The sequence below is a fragment of the Bacteroides sp. 51 genome, assembly GCF_010500965.1.
In the GTDB taxonomy this organism is placed as follows: domain Bacteria; phylum Bacteroidota; class Bacteroidia; order Bacteroidales; family Bacteroidaceae; genus Bacteroides.
This window is the reverse complement of record NZ_QVMI01000024.1, coordinates 19203-41556: the sequence shown is the minus strand read 5'-3', so window position 1 is coordinate 41556 and position 22354 is coordinate 19203. Positions and strand designations below refer to the sequence as shown.

The window sequence follows — 22354 nt, the reverse complement described above, 5'->3', positions numbered from 1 at the left end:
TAAATGAAATACATGAAAATGATATCCGTATGTATAGGATTATTCCTATCTATACACATTCAGGCACAACATATTGCTTTGCCTGAACAGTATCCGCAAGGGCATCCCAGGGTATTGACCACAGCCGAAGGAAAAGAAACGGTACATCAACTTATACAGAAAGAGGCCTGGGCTAAGGATGTTTTTGAGAAAATTAAAAGCCGTACCGATAGATATGCCGATCGTGAACCCGAATGGCTCGTTTCCCGTCTGCAAATGTATTGGAATAGCCGGGCTGTTGATATTTTTATAAAAGGAGAAGTGTTTTCGCATGCAGGTGGGGAAGCCGCTCCGGTTCCGACGGTTCGCTATACCGGAACACGGGCAGCGACATCTGCATATGCCCGCCCCGCGTTAGAGGAGGTTTTGCCTTATATGGATGATGAACGAGGAGTCTTCTTTCATAACAAAGCAAAGGAAGGTAGGCCATTGGAATGGGTTGCTCCTGCTGAGACTGGCCGGAATATAGAATCCATTAACCGCGAGATCATGGCGATTGCCCGTGATGCCGCTTTTTTATGGTGGTTTACCGGAGAGCAGAAATATGCCGCATTGGCTCGTGAAGTATTCGATACTTATATGACTGGCATATACTACCGCAATGTTCCTATTGATCTGAACAACGGGCACCAACAGACTCTCGTTGGGTTAGCTTCATTCGAGGTTATTCATGAAGATATTCTGAATGAACTTGTTCCCCTATACGACTTCCTGTATGATGATTTAAGCGCAAACAAGCGTGAAAAAATGCCTGTCTATGCTGCTGCATTCAAGAAATGGGCAGATAATATTATTGATAACGGTGTGCCACACAACAACTGGAACTTGTTTCAGGCACTTTATATCCTGAATATTGGTTTAGTGTTGGAAGACGACAACCAATATACCGATGGTAAAGGCCGTCAATACTATATTGACTATGTGCTCAATAAAAACAGCATACGCCAGTGGTCGCTTCCTAAACTGATAGACTACGGTTTTGATAAGCAAACCGGTATTTGGGCGGAGTGTCCGGGATATAGTATCAATGTAGTGGCCGACTTCTGCAATTTTGTAGATTGGTTCGACCGTAATTTGAATTACGATATTCTTCCTCAGTTGCCTGTGCTTGAAAGAGCCGTGTCGGCAACTCCGCAATACCTTTTCCCCAATCATAATATTGTAGGATTTGGAGATACTCATCCGGGCAAACTGCGTACCGATATTTTCCATCGCATGATTTCCAATGCCCAGCGTTACGATAAAAAGGAACAAGAGCAGAAGTTTACAGCTATGCTTAAACTCTTTGATCCGCATGCTGCATCTGGTTCGCAGGAGAAAAAGAATGTCCGGGCAGATATCACTTCTTTCTTTACGGATAAACCTCTGATGCTTGATCCGGATACCCCCGCAGGTAAAATAGAAGATTATGTTTCGTCAACCTTTTGGGCACCCAACGTAAGTTGGTTTGTGCAACGTAACGGAATGAGCGGACGTAATAGCCTGATGATCTCGCTTAATGGCTCCGAAGGGAACCATATGCATGCCAACGGCATATCTATGGAACTTTATGGAAAGGGTTTTCCATTGGCTCCCGATGCTGGTATCGGAACCGGATACTTTGCACTCGATTATGCCGAGTATTACGGTCAGTTCCCATCGCACAATACTGTTTGTGTAGATGGAATTTCCAGTTATCCAATCATGAAGAGCAATCATGCTTTTGAATTGCTGTCGTGCTATCCACAGCCCGAAATAAAGGAGGGAATTTATCGTGGTGTTACTTATAGTGATGTTTACTTCCGCGAACCTGAAACCCGTGCCGATCAAACCCGGTTGATGAGTATTGTTACTACTTCTCCGACTACAGGTTACTATGTTGATGTATTCCGCAGTCGTAAAGAGAAAGGAGGAGATAAGATGCACGATTATTTCTACCACAACCTGGGGCAGAATATGGAACTGACTGCTTCTGATGGTCGTGATCTGAACCTGCAACCTACGGAAGAACTTGCTTTTGCCGGAGCGCATTTATATGCCTATTCTTATATCTTCGATAAGAAGAGCACGAAAACAGACAAAGATGTCAAAGCCACATTCACCATGCGCATGCCCGATGGCGATGATATCTACATGAATATGTGGATGAAAGGAGAGGAGGGGCGCGAAGTTTTCTCTGCCCTTAGCCCCATGTGCGAAGGACTGAGCCGTACACCCGGGATGCCATATAATGTAAAAGAACAACCTACACTGACTTATGTAGCACGCCAAACCGGAGAAGCATGGACGCGTCCGTTTGTTTCTGTTTTTGAACCAAGCAGTAAAAATGAACCGTCTGGTATTGCATCTGTATCCTTCTTTAATGCCGAAACTAAGGCTGATGACTGCGCAGGAATCTGTGTGGAAAACAAAAACGGACGAATAGATTATATCTTCTCGCAAGGATCGCACGAATCTACTGCAACGTATAAACAAATAACTGCCACAGGAACCTATGCGTTGGTGGGCGTAGAAAAGAATGACGATTGTGTACTCTTTCTTGGCAATGGAACGCAATTGAAGTATAAGGATATAACTATCCTGTCTGCGAATTCTGCGAATCTAACGTTGGAGAGGAAAAACGGAGATTGGTATATTGCTACGTCAAGCCCTTGCACAGTGACTATCGGTAAAAAGAAATACAAAGTAGGGATAACAAATTACAGGCTACTCTGATTCCTGATGGATATTGCAGTTCATGAAGCAGGCAAATAGTCTGTTTCATGGACTTTTTTTAAGGCTCTTAGCTTTCATTCAATGAATTTCTGTATATTTGTGTGTACTCTTCACTTCATGGGTAAACTAAGTTTTTGGTAATATCATTCAGCTAATGAGAAACTTTCTGACATATGTTGTCTTTGTATCTATTCTGTTCTCCTGGATAAGTTCTCCTCTATCGGCACGGGTAAATACATTCCGTGGCGTTTCTATGGCCGATGGACTTTCCGATCTTTTGGTGAATGTTATTTATAAAGACTCTGTTGGGTTTGTGTGGCTGGGTACTGATAACTGCTTGGATCGTTTCGACGGAGTGAGTATCAAACACTATCCATTTACGGGTTCCGATGTGAAACGGAAGCGGGTTACGGCCATAACAGAAATGGATGATAGATACCTGTGGGTGGGTAACGGACTGGGGCTTTGGCGATTGAACAAAGAAACCGACCAAATGGAACACATTGTGCCCGAAACCATTGATTGTGCTGTTTCGGCTCTTGCTTTTGATGGCAACAATAAACTCTATGTTGCTACTGAAAAAGGGCTGTTTATTTACGAATCGGGTATTTTTAAAAGAATCGTACTCGATATTAATATTCTTTCTTCTACCAACCATGTGGTAGCATTGGAAATAGCTGACGATGGTATGCTTTGGATGCTGACTTCCAAAGATTTGTATTCCTATAATCCCCAAAGCGAGGAGATATTATCGTATAATTCAGACTCAAATGCTTCTCCATATTCTTTCCGGTGCATAACGCATATTGACAATACGCTTTATCTGGGTACGGATAATCGGGGAATCATCCGGTTCGATATCCTCACCAATCAGTTTGCGAACTTTGTGGATGTAGATTGCAATATCATCTCCTCCATATCCACTGATGGTAAAGATTTAATCTATGTATCTACTGACGGGAATGGAGTGCATTTCCTCTCACACAGTGAAAAGAAAATTATCCGTTCCTTCCGGCACGACTCCAAAGATAAAGCAAGTATTCGTTCCAATTCAGTTTATTCCTTGCTGGTCGATAAAGAGAATATCCTCTGGGTAGGGTTCTATCAGGCAGGTTTTGACTATAGTCTCTATCAAAGCGGATTGTTTACTGTGTATGACTTTCCGCCTTATTTCGATTCTATGAATATGCAAGTGCGGTCGTTTCTCATCCACGATAACAAGAAGCTGATAGGAACACGCGATGGACTTTTCTATATAGACGAAGTACGGAAACAATTCAAAAGTTTCCTGATGCCGGTGCTACGGGCCAATCTTATTCTCTCCATCACTTATTATGAAAATGAATATTATGTTGGAACCTATGGTGGTGGACTTTCAATACTTGATCCGTCTACTTTGGCAGTTCATGATCTCGAAGAATCCTCATCTTCAACCTTCCGGAACGGGCACATTTTCTGTTTACAACCAGATGGAAGTGGGAATCTATGGATAGGTGCTTCCGACGGAATGTACTGCTACAATAAGAAAGAAAAAGAACTCAAACAATACACGCATAGCAATTCGCAGCTTCCCGAGGGGAATGTGTATGAAATCTTCTTTGACTCTACAAACAAAGGTTGGATTTGTACCGAAGAGGGAATGGCACTTTACGATCCCTCATCGAGAAACCTACGGACCAATGTGTTTCCCGAGGGCTTTGCACACAAAGAAAAGATCAGGACTATTTACGAAGATTCTTTCCATAATCTGTATTTCCTGCCCGATAAAGGAAGCATGCTGACTTCTAATCTTTCCATGACCCGCTTTTATCGGACTCCGATGAATCCGATATTGAATGGCAATGCCTTTATGTCTATTGTAGAAGATGATCAGCACTGGGTTTGGTTGGGTTGTGACGATGGACTTATCCGGACTAAAGAAGACGAGGCTGCCTACCATCTCTACAATTTCAGTGATGGTATTCCGAGCCCGACCTTTACAAACAATGCAGCATATAAGGATGAAAAAGGAATTCTTTGGTTTGGCAATGCCAAAGGGCTTTTGTTTGTTGAACCGCAGAATATTCATAAAATCTCTCGTAATCCTTATCGAATAGTACTGACAGATATACAAATCAATGGAAACAGGCTTGATCCGGAGAAAAGATCAGAAGCTATATCCAAAGACGAGATTATGTTGAGCCATAACCAGAATAATATAGTTTTTAGTTTCGTGAACTTGTCTTATACCGACCCATCTACAATGGTGTATGAGTATAAATTGGAGGGATTGGAAAATGAATGGAAACATACCACCGGGCTGAGTCAGGTTTCATATTATGACTTGTCTTCGGGAACCTATAAATTCAGGGTAAGAATACCAGGCAATGAGCAATCGGAAGTAGGTATTCAAGTAGTAGTTCCACCTTTGTTTCCGGTTTGGTTCTGGATTGTGTTGCTATTGGCCGGTATTGTTTTGTATTGGGTGAGCCGTTCCTATATAGCACGGAAAAAGAACGTTGTTTTTAAGAAAGTAACACAAACCGCCAACCCGGTTTCGATGAATGCGACTATACCGGAGGAAGTTGAAAGTCACAAATCTCCTGAAGAAAAGTATAAAACAAATCGTTTAACAACTGAAGAATGTAAAGCACTGTTGCAGAAGCTATCTCTTTTCATGGAAGAAGAGAAACCCTATACTAACCAGGATTTGAAGATTGCAGATTTGGCAAAGGGCATTGATACTTCCTCGCACTCCCTATCTTACTTTTTCAATCAATACCTGAATCAATCTTATTACGATTACATCAACGAATACCGGATCGAAGAGTTCAAAAAGATGGTGAACAACTCTGACTATTCCAAATATACCTTGAGTGCGCTGGCCGAATTGTGTGGATTCAGTTCGCGTGCTTCTTTCTTCCGCTCCTTTAAGAAGATTACGGGAATCACCCCTAACGAATATATCCGTAGCATTGGGGCTACGAATGAGTAGGGGAACAACTCTTCTGTTTACATATTAAGATAGGTCTGTTTACATGCAGAGATAAATGCTTTTACATGCGGAGGTAAACGGAGTTACATGCTGATGTAAATGCATTTACGCGCTAAGGTTAACGCTTTTACATCGGTGTGTAAATGTTGTGTGAATGCAATGTGTTGAAAATTAAGGGTATAAGCTGTGTTTGGTGTGCTTGCCAATCCAAAATAAATCTTTCCTCCATCAACTTCCAGTTGTTCCCGGTTTCTTCTACCAGCAAATGCTTTGGGAATAGTATGGGGCCAATCCGAAAAGCCTGTTGAATTGTTAAATTGCTATAGACTTTATTGAGGATTGGCGTATAACGGGAGGGAAAGGAGTGAAACTCTATAAAGTATATTGTTTATACCATTATTAGCAACCTATTGTTCTGCTTGCCCCATAGTATGCTTTATAGCATATTTTAATGTTTATCAGTCTTAAATAATAATTTGAGACTCTTCTTTTTATTGTTGTAATTATCAGATATTCAGTTATTTATATGTTGTCTGGTCTGTAATAATGGTGTGAGATGTTTTAGAGCTTCTTAACGATTGCGCTTTTGTATATACCCCCTATATTTGCCATAGTGAATGAAACCTTAAAAGGCAATATCATGAAAACTCAATCTTCTCAAACAAGTCATAATAGCTGTCTGATTACTCACTCTTATAAGAGATACCATCAGATCATACTTTCTTATATAACATATAAGATAAATCATAAGTATGAGGCGGAAGATCTAATGCAAGATGTGTTTGTTCGTTTACTGGATTATAGAGCCATGTTGAGGGAAGATACGGTGAAATACTTCCTTTTCACGATAGCACGTAATATCGTAACGGATTATATTCGCCGTTACTATAAAAAGCAAGAAATCACCTCTTATATATATGATACTACAGTTTATTACTCGAACGAAACCGAAGAAAACCTCATTGTTAAGGATTTGCTATCACTAGAAAGAGATAAACTTGGTACATACTCCCCCCAGCGAAAAGCAGTTTACCTTTTGAGTCGGTTTGAAGAGAAAACAACAAGTGAAATAGCCGATGAACTTCATCTAAGTAAACGTACGGTAGAAAACCATCTTTTGATAGGGCGCAAAATTATGCGTGCTTATATACGTCAATGCATCTAACTAATTAAAAAATATAATAAGCCTATGAGAAATAAAAAAGATAAGGTTATTCCGTATAACTCAGTATTTAAAGAAAATAATTCGATATTTGTTTAATCCTAATTTAGTATTTATGAAACAATTGAAACCGATTTGTATGTTTTTGCTTATGCTGACTATTTCTATATCAGTATTTGCCCAAAACAGAATCACAGGAAATGTGACTGACCCGTCAGGCGAGCCTGTAATTGGTGCCAGTATCATTGAAAAAGGTACAACCAATGGAACCATTACAGATTTTGATGGAAATTTTAGTTTAAACGTTTCTTCAAATAATGCAGTACTCGAAATCTCTTACATTGGCTATAAGAAGTTAGAAATACGGGCCAATGACAGAAATCTGAAGAAGATCGTATTAGCCGAAGACTCCGAGTTACTTGACGAAGTAGTGGTTGTGGGTTACGGTACAATGAAAAAAGAATCGTTGACGGGGTCTGTAACCGTTGTCAACGACAAAATCTTTAAAGAAAAAGGAGGTCTTTCCAGTCCGTTACAGGCACTGCAAGGCCAGGTGCCGGGAGTTATTATTACCCGTTCATCTTCTGCGCCGGGTGATGAAAGCTGGAGCATGAGTTTGCGTGGTGCTACATCGAAGAACACAACCGAACCATTGATCGTGATCGATGGGGTAGCTTATGAAAGCACAAACGAACTGCGTTTATTGAACCCCAGTGATATTGAAACCATTAACTTCCTGAAAGACGGTTCGGCGGCTATTTATGGTTCGCGCGCTGCCGGTGGTGTTGTTTTGGTTACTACCAAGAAAGGTAAAGAAGGTAAAACGAAAGTAGAATATAGCGGATCGGCTACACTGAAAACAGTAGGTTTAATGCCTAAACTGATGAACGTTGATCAATGGGCCGATGGCGTAATAGCTGCATTGGAAAATGATGATAACGCCTCGAATGTATGGTACACTTACGCTCAACTGGCTAAGCAATACAAAGGTTCGTATATTGACCTGGCTACAAGCCCTAATCCGTTTGGTACGGCTGCCTTTACCGATGTAAGCGACTTCGTTTTTGCCGATGATGTGAACTGGTTGGGCTCTCTTTTCGGTGATACTTGGTCGACCGAACAAAACTTGAGCATTTCAGGAGGTTCGGACCGCTCTTCTTACCGTATTTCTTTAGGCTATTTATATGATGGCTCTACGTTGCAATACGGGAAAAACAATAACCAACGGTATAACTTCCGTATAAACAATACGTATAAACTCTCGAATAGCGTGTCGCTGGAATCTGCCATCTCATATCAGCGTCAGGAGCAGGTAGCACCAACAGATATAGGTTCTGTGCTTACAGTTTCTGTACCTATGCCGGGTCTTCCGCTGACAACAATAGACGGCAAACCTTATGCATGGGGTAGCTGGGGATCGCCGGTGGCTAAAGTTTCTCAAGGTGGAAACAACGAGTTGTCGGTATCGGCTATCAATATCAGCGAAACATTGAATTACAAAGTAACCGATTGGCTGTCGGCCAATGGTAATATTGGATACAATACCAGCTCGGCTTCGCGTAATAAAGTAACGAATTCGATTGATTATTATAACTATCTCGGCACAAAGAAAGTGTTGACAACCCCTACACAGGCTAACTCATCGTATGAGCAAACAAGTTCGCGTACCGATTTTTATTCGTTTGCAGGTTATTTGAATGCACATCATACGTTTGCCAAGAAACACGATGTAAGTCTGACGGTGGGTGCACAATACGAATTTAAAGATTATACCTATTACGGAATAAAGATTAAAGATATTCAGGAAGGTTTGGATATTGTAAATGGTTCCGGAGAAGTAACGTTGGTAACAGATGACAATAAAGATAAAGTAAGATTCCAACATGCTGTGTTGTCTTACTATGGTCGTTTCAATTATGCTTACGATGGTCGCTATTTGTTTGAGTTTAACGGTCGCTACGATGGTTCTTCTAAGTTCCAGCCAGAAAACCGTTGGAACGCTTTCTTTGGCGTGTCTGCCGGATGGCGAATCAAACAGGAAGCTTTTATGCAGGGTGTAGAATGGCTGGACGATTTGAAACTCCGTTTGTCGTATGCCGAAATGGGTAACCAGAGTGGCGTTAAATACTATGATGGCGTACAGCTTTATTCGTTAGAATCAAGCAGTGGCGCTTATGTAGGTAGCGACAAATTATCTTACATTAAAACCAGCGGCACATTGGCATCGAACAATCGTACGTGGGAACGTATTGCGAATTATAACCTCGCTTTGGACTTTGCTTTGCTGAACAATAAATTAACCGGTACGGTAGAGGCTTTTATGAGACGCAATAACAATATGTTAGTTAGCCTCTCATATCCGGGTACATTGGGCGACAAAGCTCCGGAAGCCAACGAAGGTAAATTCAAAGGTTGGGGCTATGAAGGACAATTGACCTATCGCGACAAGATTGGCGATGTGAACTATCATGTTGGAGGAACATTGACTTTCGCACGTAACGAACTGACTGATATCGGCGGATCGACCGTTATCAAGGACGGATATGTAGCCACTCAACAAGGCTATCCATTGAATACGATCTTCGGGCTTCGTTATGGTGGTAAGATTCAGAATGAAGAACAACTGGCTGCTTACAAAGCGAAATATCTGGAAAATAATGGTGTTGAAATGCCTGCCGGATTGCGTGTTGGTGACAATATGTACTGCGATGAAAATGATGATGGCATTCTTGACCATAACGACTTTATAAACCTGGGTAGCGACTCTCCGGAGATCTCATATTCGTTTAACCTCGGTGCCGAGTATAAAGGATTTGATATCAGTCTCGTTTTCCAGGGTGCTGCCAATCGCTTTGTGTACCGTGGCATTGATAACTGGACAGTTCCGTTCCGTGCCAATTATACCAATACCGTTACGACGTCTATAGGCAGAACATGGAGCGAAGATAATCCGAACGCTTACTACGCACCCTATACAAATGACAGTAATCTTAATAACTGGAACTATCGGGCATCGTCTTTGACGGCACAAAATGCCAGTTATATCCGTCTGAAGAATGTAACCATTGGTTATACTTTCCCACGTGATTTGCTACGGAAAACCAAAGTGTTTGAAAATGCCCGCATCTATGTAACAGGTGCCGACCTTTGGGAGTCAACTGATATTAAAGATGGATGGGACCCCGAAGCTGCCCGTGAGGTAACAGGAACAAAACGCTATCCATTTACTCGTAACTATACCTTTGGCGTTAATTTAACTTTCTAAATTTAAGAGTATGAATAAGATACATTATATAAAAGTAACCTTTCTGTCGTTCATAGCTTTGGTTGTATCATCCTGCTTGAATCTCGACCCTTTGGCCGAGATGGGCGACAACTTAGTGTGGGACAAGGCAGAGAACTTCCAGTTGTATGCAAACCAGTTTTATGGTTGGACACGTGACTTTCAGTTGGGTGATAATAATTATGGAGCGGGTATGAGTGATGGTCCTCACAGCGACTATCGTTCGGACTTAATTGCTACTTCGTCAATAAATACATATAGTCAGGGAACAAATAATATTCCTGCAGAAGATAAGAACTATACCACACTCTATACGCGTATCTATTACACCAACCTGTTGTTGGACAGAGCGCAATCGTTTGGCGATCAGGCAGCTATTGCTATACCTGTAGCCGAGGCGAAATTCTTTCGTGCCTATCTTCATTTTGAATTGGTACAAATGTATGGAAACGCCATTCTGCTGACCAAACCTTTGGACTTGAGTTCCGGAGAACTTTATGGAGAACGTGATGATCGTGGCGTTGTTGTCGACCAAATGGTAAAAGACTTGCAGGAAGCTGCGGACGCATTGCCAGAAACCGCTTCCGAAGCCGGTCGTCTGACAAAATATGCAGCTTTAGGTATGCTGTCGCGCGTTGCACTGTTCGAAGGAACCTGGCAAAAGTTCCACACAGGAGGACGCGATGCGACTACCAATACAGCACGTAGTACTGAACTGTTGACTATTGCCAAGAATGCGGCAGGGAGTGTGATTAGTGGCGGCAAACATCAAATCTTCTATCATGCCACATTGGATACGGCCAGTTATCGCTATATGTTTATTCTGGAAGATGCCGGGCAGTGTAATCCGGCGAATCTGACTAAGAAAGACAATACCGAATATATTTTGTCTCGTCGTCACCGCGACGGTGATAACCTGGGTACAAACATCACACATGGTATGCAAGGCAATGTTTGCTATATTACGCGTAAGATGGCTAACCTGTATTTATGTTCGGATGGTTTGCCTATTGGTAAATCGCCACTCTTCTCCGGATATGTTGGTGTAACTGACGAGTTTAAAAACCGGGATATGCGTATGCATACAACACTCCTGAAGCATGATCAGAAATATTGGAATAATGATGGTAAGTGGCGTACTACCTGGACAGATGTTGATTTTGATAATTGCCTGGTTGCCAATGTGCGTTCTGCCAGCGGATATCAGAACAATAAATGGGCAGTAGAGCGTCAGGTAGCCGATTACTTTGAGTCTATGGATTATCCTGTGATTCGTTATGCAGAAGTGTTGTTGAACTATGCCGAAGCTGCTTATGAACTGAGCGGAACCATTACAGATAGCGATCTGGATATCTCTTTGAATCAGGTTCGCCAACGTGTAAACAAGAATATGCCTAAGTTAAGTAATGCTTTTGTTTCAGCAAACGGACTCTCCATGCGTGAGGAAATCCGTCGCGAGCGTACAGTTGAATTGTTCCTTGAAGGCTTCCGTATTGATGACCTGAAACGTTGGGCGACAGCCGGAACTGAAATGCCACAAGACCAACTGGGTGTGAAAATTACAGGAACATGGTTTGAAACAAACTGGTCTGCACAATCTCGTCAGCTAAACAATGAGGGTTGCATTATCCTGTATAGTGACAGAACGTGGAGTGATAAACTCTATCTTTATCCGTTACCATCCGATCAGTTGCAGTTGAATCCACAACTTGGACAGAATCCGGGTTGGACAAACTAAAACGTTTAACTATAAAGTAAAATGATTATGAAACATATATTGAAATATAGCTTTGGTTGTCTATTATGGATGGCAGCTACTATAATAACCCTGTCGATGGTTTCGTGCGATGACAGCGATGCATCATCTGACCTCGACTCTGCCATTTATCCCAAGTCGGTTTTAATAAATATTCCGGCTGCACAACAGCAACTCATTTATACGGATGAGGCTGGAGCGAGTGTTTTACCGTTGATAAAAGGCGAAAGTGTTGCTTTGAGTTATACTTTTGCTCCTGATGATATTACCTTTAATGAATTTGATTGGACTTCCAGCAATACAAGCGTGGCTACCGTAGACCAAGATGGAACAATAACTGCTGTTAGTGGCAATGGTACGGGTTATGCCATTGTTCAGGTGGCTCCTTCGGTTTTCTATTCCGGTAGTAATATTTATAGTACGCTGAAAGTAGTGGTGGCTAATTCAATGGTTCCTGCCACATCTATTACGATAAGTTCTACAGCAGATGAAGTCTTTGCTGGTGAAACCGCGCAATTAACAGCTACTATCTTGCCGGATAATGCTACTTATAAAACAGTGAAGTGGTCTAGTTCGAACGAATCTATTGCTACGGTCGATGCCAGTGGACTTGTGACCGGTAAGGTAAATGAAAACTATTCTGCTATTGTAACAATCACGGCTACTTCGCTTGATGGTGCTCAGGTTTTGGCAAAGAAAGATATTACAGTGAAGCAAATTGTAGTGCCCGAAAGTGTTACTATCGACCAGAGTAAGTCAGTCGACAAAGGTTATGTATTTGCCATTGCCGATAAGGGTATTGCCTTGTCTTATACTACTGTACCCGCTGTGTCTACTACCTCATTGATAGAATGGACTTCGAGCGATGCAAACATTGCTACCGTTCAGGCTGGTGTGGTAACCTTCAACCAGGAAGGTGTATTTGGTGATGTGACGATTACAGCAACTTGTCCGGAAACAGGCAATGCCTCTTCTATCAAACTGCACCTGGCAGAAGGATTGGTTCGTGAATTATTCCACGATCAAAACAACTATGGTTGGTATAATGCGGCTCAATCGGGCAATGGTACTTCTTCTTCGCATGTTTGGAGTTATGGTAAGGTTACGGTAACTACTTATAAGCAGAACGATACGAACCAGCGCGGCGACTTCAAGTGTTGGAATGCGAAAACATTCCTGCATGCAGGTAACTATCCGATTTTTGCCATTCGTATGGATGATGCGTTGGATTACACTGCTGCTACTTCACGTAATATTACACTGGATGCTTCCGGTTCTTGTAACGGGGCTAGTTATAGTGGTGGTTTGGCTGGTAACAATAATAAATGGTTGAACGATTATAAGTGTAGCGATGGTAGCCACGTATTTATTTATAATTTAAGCACCCAAGCATGGGCTAATGGTGGAGTATTGCCGACAAACGCTCTTGCAACCTTCCCAACACTTCAGTTTAAGTATGCCGATATCCGTACATTGACAGCACAATTCCAGTATAATGTATATTGGATACAAACGTTCAAAACCATTGACGATGTGAAAGCGTATATCGAATCTGAAGGCTTGACTTACGATATCATTAAATAATTGAATAAATAATTTATTCGAAAATGAAAATTAAAAATCTAATTATAATCACGGGAGTTGCACTGCTTATGGCAGTGCAGACCTCCTGCAGAGAAAATGAGTTCGGTACGGTAGATTTAACAATGCCCGAAGAACAAGAAAAACCGTATGAACCGGTAAATGCACAGTATACATTCAATCACCCTTGTGCTATGTTCAATGAAGCAGATTTCACCCGTGTGAAAACGATGTTGGACAACGGTACCGCTCCGCAGCCGGTGAAGGATGAGTTTCAGAAGCTGAAAGATAACTCGTATGCGATGCATACTTATCAGCATACTCCACAAACCAAGATTGTACGTGGTGATGTGACAGGAACAGGTTTCGCCAGCGAAAACTATGGTTTTGCCATGCGCGATGCTGCGGCAGCTTACCAAAAAGCATTGCTGTGGAAGCTAACCGGCGATGCAGCGTACGCAAACGAATCTATCACTATTATGAATGACTGGGCGAAGACTTGTACGGAAGTAACATCCAACGACTCCAACCATAAACTGGCTGCCGGATGTCAGGGATATACTTTTGCCAACGCAGCCGAAATTATGCAAACCTACAATGGATGGAATGCTACAGATTTAGCCAAGTTCAAAGAGTGGATGGTGAATGTTTTTGCATCTAAGAACAAAGACTTCCTGGACAATCATCAGGGGGCGAACAATTGTGCGCATCACTATTGGTCGAACTGGGATTTGGTGAATATGTGTTCTTATCTGGCCATCGGTATCCTGACCGAGAATAACGATATGGTTAATTATGTTGTCAACTACTTCTATGCAGGTGCAGGTAATGGCAGTATTAAATACATGATTCAAGGTACACATACCGATCCTTTGGGTACCGGCGAAACCATTTGCCAGAACCAGGAGAGCGGACGCGACCAGGGACACGCTTCTATGTCTGTAGCTGTGGTGGCTAACCTTTGTCAGATGGCCTATACATTGCATCAAGGCAATACTTCTGTTGAAAAACTGGACTTCTTCTCAGCGGAGAGCAATGCGATACTTGGTATGGGTGAATATACGGCGCTTTTCAATCTGAAAAATGGTACGGACAATGCTAACTCAACCGGTGCATGGCTGATTACGGCCGATAAAATGCCATTCGATGAGTATAAATATTGTACGGGTTGCAGTTGTACTGATAAGAATCATGGTGCTATACATACCAGTGTAGCCGATGATACGGGTCGCGGTGGTGTTCGTCCGGGTTGGGAGATTTTATATAATCATTATGCCAAGGTAAAAGGATTGAGCAGTGGTTATAAATATGCGAAACAGCTAGCCGACAAGATGCGCCCCGAAGGAGGTTCGGGCGATGGTCGCTATGGTGGTAATAGTGGAGCATTCGACCAATTGGGTTGGGGCACACTGATGATGTATCGCGAATAGGTATTTTAGAATAACAGACAGCCAAAAGTATATGGCTGATTATGCACCGGACCTTTTATAAAAAACACCGGATGCATTACAATAAAGGGTCGGATGATTTACAGTAAATCGTCCGACCCTTTTACGAATAGATAAAGAGAATCCTATATTTCAGAAATAATTTGTGAATTACTAGGTGTATGCCGTTATTTATTCGTAATTAATAGTAGTTTTATACTATCGCAGATATACTTATTCAAACAATACTCGTTAGACATGAAGAGCAATAGAATCCTTTTCCTCCTTTTGGGGTTGCTTGTGGTCGGAACAGCTTCTGTTTCTGCTCAACAGCATCCTTATCTATACTTTACAGATGAAAAAGTGAGCCTGTTGAAGGAGCAATTAAAGTCGGATAGTCAGATAAAAGCAGCCTATGCAGAGATAGAACAAGTGGCTCGTCAGGCATTGAAAGAGAGCAATCCGCATGGAAGACTTGAATATGTTGCTTTAGCTTATTTGGTTTCCGGTGATAAGAAGTATGCCGACAAGATAAAAGGGGTGATACGTACAATGGGTGCGAAAGAATCATTAGAGGCCCGGGATATGTTGAACCGGAAGCCCGCCTGGACTTCTACTCTTCCTACGGCCCATGTTAACTTCCAACTAGCCATTGGGTTCGATGCAGTTTATAATGATCTGTCGCCTGATGAACGTATAGAATTAGCACAAGCAATTTACAATGCCGGAATGCGTACGACATGGAACGACTGGCTTTCTCCGGAAACCCGTTTCCACGCCATAAACTCGATGGGGCATAACTACTGGGCATCCTGTACAGCCATGATGGGTGTTGCCGCTATAGCTGTTGCCCACGAAATACCAGAGGCTGCACGGTGCATTGATCGTGTAGCGGAAGCGTTGACAGGCTGGGTCACTTTTCCCGGAGATGTGCTACAGAATAAACCGCGGAACTTTGATAACGGAGCTTATTATGAGAGTGTGAGTTATGCCAATTACGGCACATCGCAATATCTGTATTTCCGTTTGGCTTTACAGAACTACGATTCCACACGGACATGGCCGGAGAAAGAGCAATTAGCCCATGCCGCCGATTACTATTTATATATGTGTTATCCAAGTACCGGCGATTACCTGCCTTCGTTCTATTTTGGCGACAGCAGCATGTCGGCCAATGGTGAGGCAGTGCTCAAACTACTGTGGGCACTGGATATCCGTAAGCCGGATATGCTTTGGTATTTGGCGCAAGTGCGAAAAGGACAACAAAAAGAATGTATGCCAATCAATACACCGATGGGAATTCTGTATACACCCGGTTTTGCTGACGCCACACCACCGTCACTGCCTCTTTCTACGTCTTATGATGAAATGGGTTGGGCAAGCATGCGAAAATCATGGGAGGAAAATTCAACACTATTGGGTATTAAGTGCGGGCATACGTGGAATCATGCCCATGCTGATGCCGGTTCATTCATTCTGTTTCATAATGGCGAGCAGGTGATAAAGGATGCTGGTAACTGCTGGTATCCCAATCCGTTGTACCGTGAATATTTCTTTCAAAGCCAGGCGCATAATGTACTCTTGTTCGATGGAAAAGCACAACCGGAAGAGCAACAATATAAAGGTTCTTTGCTTGACGGCTCTCTGCATCATCTGGTAGATGGTGGAAATATCAAGTACATACTTGCTGATGTAACAGGTCCTACTGCACGTTATTTTGCGAAGAATCATCGTAGTTTTCTGTGGATCGACGATGTGATATTGGTCATAGATGATGTGCGGACATATGATTACGGTACGTTCAGTTTGTTGTTTCACCCCGATGGAGAAAGTAAAAAGCAGGGCATAGATATCTGTATCGCAAACAAACAATCGGCAGTAAACATCCGCCCCATCTGGCCGGAGTACCTGACTGAAAGCGATTTTGAACACGATTTCCCAGATAACCTGAAACTAAAAATGCATCAGGGGGCTATCGCAAAGAAAACAGACGAAGTGGAGACTTACTGTTCCGTGATCGATCCAGCCAAGCAGCAACGAGCAAAGTTTATCACTGCAATTATACTTAAAGATTCACCCGACACGAAAGACTGTCCACAGGTGAGCCGTATAAGTGGTGACGAACTTTTGGGAGTACGCATTGCCCACCGGGGGAAGGTTACGGAAGTCTACCTGAACGAGCGTGCCGATGGTCATATTATGCATCGAAACTCCAATCATGTAATTAATGGTTGGGATACGGATGCTTACCTGTTGGCTTATTCATACAAGGAAGATACCGACAGTACTAAAACCGAGAATATCATGGAATGGTTTGTTGGCTATGGTAGCTATCTGCGTAAACCTGGGAATATTGTTTTTGACTCTTTTGCGAAACAGTTTGTTGTATTAAATGGAAGTTTAAATAGAGAGGATTAACCCTGCTGCAAACATCATCTTGCGTTTGCTGCAAATTGAAGTTTGCGTTTGCAGCAAACACAACTCAACGTTTGCCGCAAACACAAGATGACGTTTGCAGCAAGCTTGAAAGTGCGATGCCTAGGGCGATTCAGGCGGTTTGAAATAATGGGTTCCATAATAGCCCATAAAATGATTGTAAAATAAAATAGAAATAAGAATAAAAATGAAAAGAATCAGTTTGTTTTTGCTCCTTTTATCTTGTTGCATCCTGATAGATGCGCAATCCATATACCCTGGTCAACACGAGGGTAAGATCACACAACCACTGCAAGGCGAGATAAAAGCCTATGCTTTCGACCTGAAAGATATTCGCTTGCTCGAATCCCCATTCAAAGAAAACATGAATCGGGAATCCGGGTGGATATTATCTCTTGGTGTAGACCGGCTATTGCATAGCTTCCGTACATCAGCCGGAGCATGGGCCGGACTGGAAGGCGGATATTCTGCCGTGAAAAAGCTGGGTGGCTGGGAGTCGCTGGACTGTGAGTTGCGTGGTCACACCACAGGGCACATCATGTCGGGGTTGGCTTACCTGTATGCCTCAACGGGCGATGAAGTTTATAAAATGAAATCGGACAGCATTGTTAAGGGATTGGCCGAAGTACAGGATGTGTTGCTGGCCAATGGGCATAATGGTTACCTGAGTGCCTATCCGGAAAACCTGATTAATCGCAACATTGCCGGGCAGCGGGTTTGGGCGCCTTGGTATACGTTGCATAAAATCTATTCGGGATTGATTGATCAATACCTCTATTGCGATAACCGGCAGGCATTGGATGTTATAACCCAAACGGCGAAATGGGCTTACGATAAACTCTCTCCATTGAGCGAGGAGCAGCGCCGGTTGATGATCAGAAATGAATTTGGCGGTGTAAATGAGGCTTTCTATAACCTGTATTCCATAACCGGAAATCCGGATCATAAGAAACTGGCCGAGTTCTTTTATCATAATGATGTGATTGATCCGCTGGCCGAAGGAAAAGATGATTTACATTTTAAACATGCCAATACTTTCATCCCGAAAGTGATAGCAGAAGCCAGAAACTATGAACTGTCGGCCAATGAGCGCTCTAAAGGAATAGCCGAATTCTTTTGGCAGACGGTTATTGATCATCAAACATACTGCACGGGTGGGAACAGCCATAAAGAGAAGTTTATTCATTCTGATAAGATTTCTGAATATCTGACAGGCTACACCCAGGAAACCTGCAATACGAACAATATGTTGAAGCTCACCCGGCACCTGTTTGCTTATGGAGCCGATCCGAAGTATGCCGATTTTTACGAACGTGCATTGTATAATCATATTCTGGGGCAGCAAGACCCGAACTCGGGTATGGTGGCCTATTTCCTGCCCTTGCTTCCGGGAGCGCATAAAGTATATAGTACACCCGAGAACTCGTTCTGGTGTTGCGTAGGTACAGGTTTTGAGAATCATGCCAAGTATGGCGAAGCTATTTACTACCATACAGATCATGCATTATACGTTAATCTCTTTATTCCGTCGGAATTGAATTGGGCGGCTAAAGGAGTGAAGGTGCGGCAGGAAACCCGGTTTCCGGAAGATGGAAAAGTAACGTTGACTATCCAGGCCGATGGGCCGGTAAAGATGCCTGTGAATCTGCGCTATCCTGTGTGGGCGAAAAACGTAGAAGTGAAAGTTAATGGAAAGAAGATCAGCGTAAAACAGAAACCATCGAGCTATATGCTTGTGGATAGAACGTGGAATGATGGTGACAAAATAGAGATCAACTACCCCATGTCTTTGCATATGGCAGAAGCCAACGACAACCCGGATAAATGCGCCATTATGTACGGTCCGCTGGTATTGGCCGGTGCCATGGGAACGGAAGGTATGGAAGCGCCTGCTCCATTCTCTGATCCGCATCTTCATAACGACTACTATACGTATGATTACCATGTGCCTGCCAATCTTAAAACCGGATTAGCTCTGGATAAGAAGAAGTTGGCCCAATATATCCAACCGTCTGAAACGGAAAAGTTGGTGTTTTATGTGGTAAATGAGAATGTCCGCTTGGAGCCGATTCATAAGATACATCATCAACGGTATGTTGTGTATTGGGATTTAGCAAAAGATTGAATATGAAATACATTTTATTCCTGGTATGTTTCTGGTTACTTGCATGTACACCTCAATCTGCCATATCCTCTTTCGATACCGGCGAGTGGCAATGGTCTATTGAGGTTAGCGGGTTTGTTTCCAACGAAACCAACGCGCATCCGCAGGCTTATCTGTGGATTCCCCCTCACTGCAAACAAGTCAGGGCTATTGTAATCGGTCAGCATAATATGAGCGAAGAAGGCATCTTCGAACATCCGGATTTCCGTAAGAATCTGTCCGAACTAGGCTTTGCCGAGATATGGATAACACCCGGAATCGACCAAAGCTGGGGTTTGTCAGAAGATACTCCGGCCATCTTCGACCAGATGTTGAAGGATCTGGCTGCTGCCTCCGGATACACCGAACTGCAATATGCACCTGTTGTTCCCATCGGACACTCGGCTATGGCAACTTATCCCTGGAACTTCGGCGCATGGAATCCCGAACGTACATTGGCCATGCTTTCTATTCATGGTGATGCTCCTCGCACGCATCTCACCGGATATGGTAGGGCAAACCCCGACTGGGGCGACCGCACCATTGAAGGTATTCCCGGGCTGATGGTCATGGGCGAGTACGAATGGTGGGAAGACCGGCTGATTACTGCTTTCGAATACCGCCGCCAATATCCTGATGCTCCCCTGTCGATGCTTGCCGATGCAGGCCGCGGACATTTCGATCATTCCGATGGGTTGATCAATTATCTGTCTTTGTTCTTGAAGAAAGCGGCTCAATATCGTCTGCCTTCAACTATGCCTTTAGACAGACCGGCACAACTCATTCCTGTTCGTGCACAACACGGCTGGTTGGCCGATCGCTGGCACAAAGATGAACCGCCTCGTGCTGAAGCTGCGCCATACGCTCAATATAAAGGGAGTCATGATTCGGCTTTCTGGTATTTCGATAAGGAAATGGCTGGGGCAACCGAAACGTATTATGCAAAAGTGCGGGGAAAGAAAGAACAATACATTGGTTTTGTGCAGAACGGAGAGTTGCTAACGTTTAACCCGCAATCGCACGTCCGTATTTCGGGTAGTTTCCAGCCGGAGGCCGATGGGGTGACTTTTCATTTGTCGGCTGCCTTTACCGATACGCTCAGGACGGTTGTTAGTGATGAACATGCGCAAGGTAAAATCCGGATATCCCGCATCTGCGGTCCGGTAAAACAGATGAATGATACCACATTTCAGATTCAGTTCTATCGTATGGGGCTGAATAATCCCAGGCGAACCGGCGAAATCGTTCTGCTTGCCGAGAACGATGGAGACGAGCAATATAAGAGTACCGTACAGCAATTATCACTCCGCATTCCTTACCGGATAACGGATGGGGCGGAGCAACATATTGTTTTCCCAACTCTGGCAGATGTAACCCGGAAAACCCGGCAGGTGGCTTTAAACGCCACAGCCAGTAGCGGACTTCCGGTTTATTATTATATAAAGGAAGGACCGGCAATCATTGAAGATAACCGGGTTGTATTTACGCCCGTACCGCCCCGGGCCAAGTACCCGGTAAAAGTTACCGTTGTAGCCTGGCAATACGGAATAGCCGGACAGTGGCAAACAGCCGAAGCAGTAGAACGTAGTTTTTATATATTGGATAATCAGGATGCTTCTTCGATACAGACCTATGATTTTGCTCCGTTAGATAGCCTCATTACCGGTTGGATAGAAAGAGGCTACTATCCGGGAGCGGCCGTCAAAGTGGTTAAGGCCGATCGGGTGCTTTTCGAGAAGTATTATGGAACATATACACCCGAAACAGAAGTGTATATTGCTTCCGCCGGGAAATGGTTGGCAGCGGCAGCTATTGCCACAGTGGTCGACCAAACGGAGCTATCGTGGGATGATCCCATCGAGAAATGGCTGCCCGGGTTTGCGGGAGATCCGAAAGGAAAAATCCGCTTAAGGCAACTGCTTTCCCATACTTCGGGTATTCCCGACTATCATCCTTTGCCTAAGCGAGATACGCACAATGTATTGAAAGATGCTGTGGCAGATATCATGCCTATGGATACGGTATTCTCTCCCGGTAGCCGGTTCCAGTACGGCGGCCTTGCCATGCAGATTGCCGGACGTATGGCCGAAGTAGCATCGGGCATGGATTTCGAAACTCTCTTTCAAGAGAAAATAGCCCAACCTTTAGAGATGAAAAAGACTTTCTTTACCCCTGTGAGTTTCGCAGATGGACATAGCCCAATGCTTGGAGGTGCTGCAAGGACAATTATGGACGATTATATGGCTTTCCTGAATATGATCTTCAATCATGGGGTGTACAACGGTAAACAAGTACTCTTAGCAAAAACAATAAAAGAAATGCAAGCCGATCAGGTGGGCGATGCTCAGGTTTTGCCTGGCGAATACATTGAAAGGGCTTTCGGGGCATACCATACCGGTATTTATGGTTTGGGCGAATGGCGGGAAAAAATAGACGAACATGGAAACGCTTATCAGATTAGCAGTCCCGGATGGGCGGGCACATACCCGTGGATAAATACAAAAGATGGTGTTTATGGTTTGTTTCTTACTCATGTAGAAGGAACTTCCGCTCGTGATGATGGCTTTTCACCTTTTTACGATGCTCCGGTTATCTCAGAATTAATATCAAAAACATTGGAATGATTTTGTGGCGGAAATAGCAAAGTATAGACAAAATGACAGAAATGACAATTTGATAATAGAATGGAACTGTAATCGCAAATTCCGGGCTTAGGGTAAGAAGGGAAGGGAAAATGGAAAAAGAACCATGTATTTGAAATGCAAAAAGATTTGAAATGGCAAAATGTAATATCTAAATATTGTTATTTCGGTGGAATAATGCGCAAATAGTTGTATGAATCCGGATTGATGCAGCAAA

General features: G+C 43.2%; 9 protein-coding genes and 1 pseudogene. All 10 read left to right on the top strand.

The annotated features are described in order from the left end of the window. Window positions 1–12 precede the first annotated feature (12 nt). A complete protein-coding gene (locus D0T87_RS16760) occupies window positions 13–2733 on the top strand; it encodes a heparinase II/III family protein (protein ID WP_370526878.1) in 2721 nt (906 codons plus the stop codon). Between the two features lie 154 nt (window positions 2734–2887). Further along, on the top strand, window positions 2888–5707 hold the full coding sequence (locus D0T87_RS16755; RefSeq protein ID WP_163176275.1) for a two-component regulator propeller domain-containing protein: 2820 nt from the start codon (window positions 2888–2890) through the stop codon (window positions 5705–5707). Between the two features lie 640 nt (window positions 5708–6347). Then, window positions 6348–6872, top strand: coding sequence for a sigma-70 family RNA polymerase sigma factor (locus D0T87_RS16750; RefSeq protein ID WP_163176274.1), 525 nt, complete (start codon window positions 6348–6350; stop codon window positions 6870–6872). Between the two features lie 112 nt (window positions 6873–6984). Beyond that, the gene (locus D0T87_RS16745) at window positions 6985–10134 is read left to right on the top strand and encodes a TonB-dependent receptor (RefSeq protein WP_163176273.1); all 3150 of its coding nucleotides are present in this window, start codon (window positions 6985–6987) and stop codon (window positions 10132–10134) included. A 10-nt stretch (window positions 10135–10144) separates the two neighbouring features. Further along, the gene (locus D0T87_RS16740; RefSeq protein ID WP_163176272.1) at window positions 10145–11890 is read left to right on the top strand and encodes a RagB/SusD family nutrient uptake outer membrane protein; all 1746 of its coding nucleotides are present in this window, start codon (window positions 10145–10147) and stop codon (window positions 11888–11890) included. Window positions 11891–11917: 27 nt separating this feature from the next. Continuing rightward, the gene (locus tag D0T87_RS16735; protein ID WP_163176271.1) at window positions 11918–13492 is read left to right on the top strand and encodes an Ig-like domain-containing protein; all 1575 of its coding nucleotides are present in this window, start codon (window positions 11918–11920) and stop codon (window positions 13490–13492) included. Between the two features lie 23 nt (window positions 13493–13515). Beyond that, on the top strand, window positions 13516–14919 hold the full coding sequence (locus tag D0T87_RS16730; RefSeq protein ID WP_163176270.1) for an alginate lyase family protein: 1404 nt from the start codon (window positions 13516–13518) through the stop codon (window positions 14917–14919). Between the two features lie 255 nt (window positions 14920–15174). After that, a complete protein-coding gene (locus D0T87_RS16725) occupies window positions 15175–17334 on the top strand; it encodes a heparinase II/III family protein (RefSeq protein WP_163176269.1) in 2160 nt (719 codons plus the stop codon). A gap of 205 nt (window positions 17335–17539) precedes the next feature. Then, window positions 17540–19477: a glycoside hydrolase family 127 protein gene (locus D0T87_RS16720; RefSeq protein WP_163176268.1), complete on the top strand. Its 1938-nt coding sequence runs from the start codon at window positions 17540–17542 to the stop codon at window positions 19475–19477. 2 nt (window positions 19478–19479) lie between these two features. Further along, window positions 19480–22116, top strand: a pseudogene (locus D0T87_RS24670) (serine hydrolase domain-containing protein); the annotation flags it as partial. Window positions 22117–22354 lie beyond the last annotated feature (238 nt).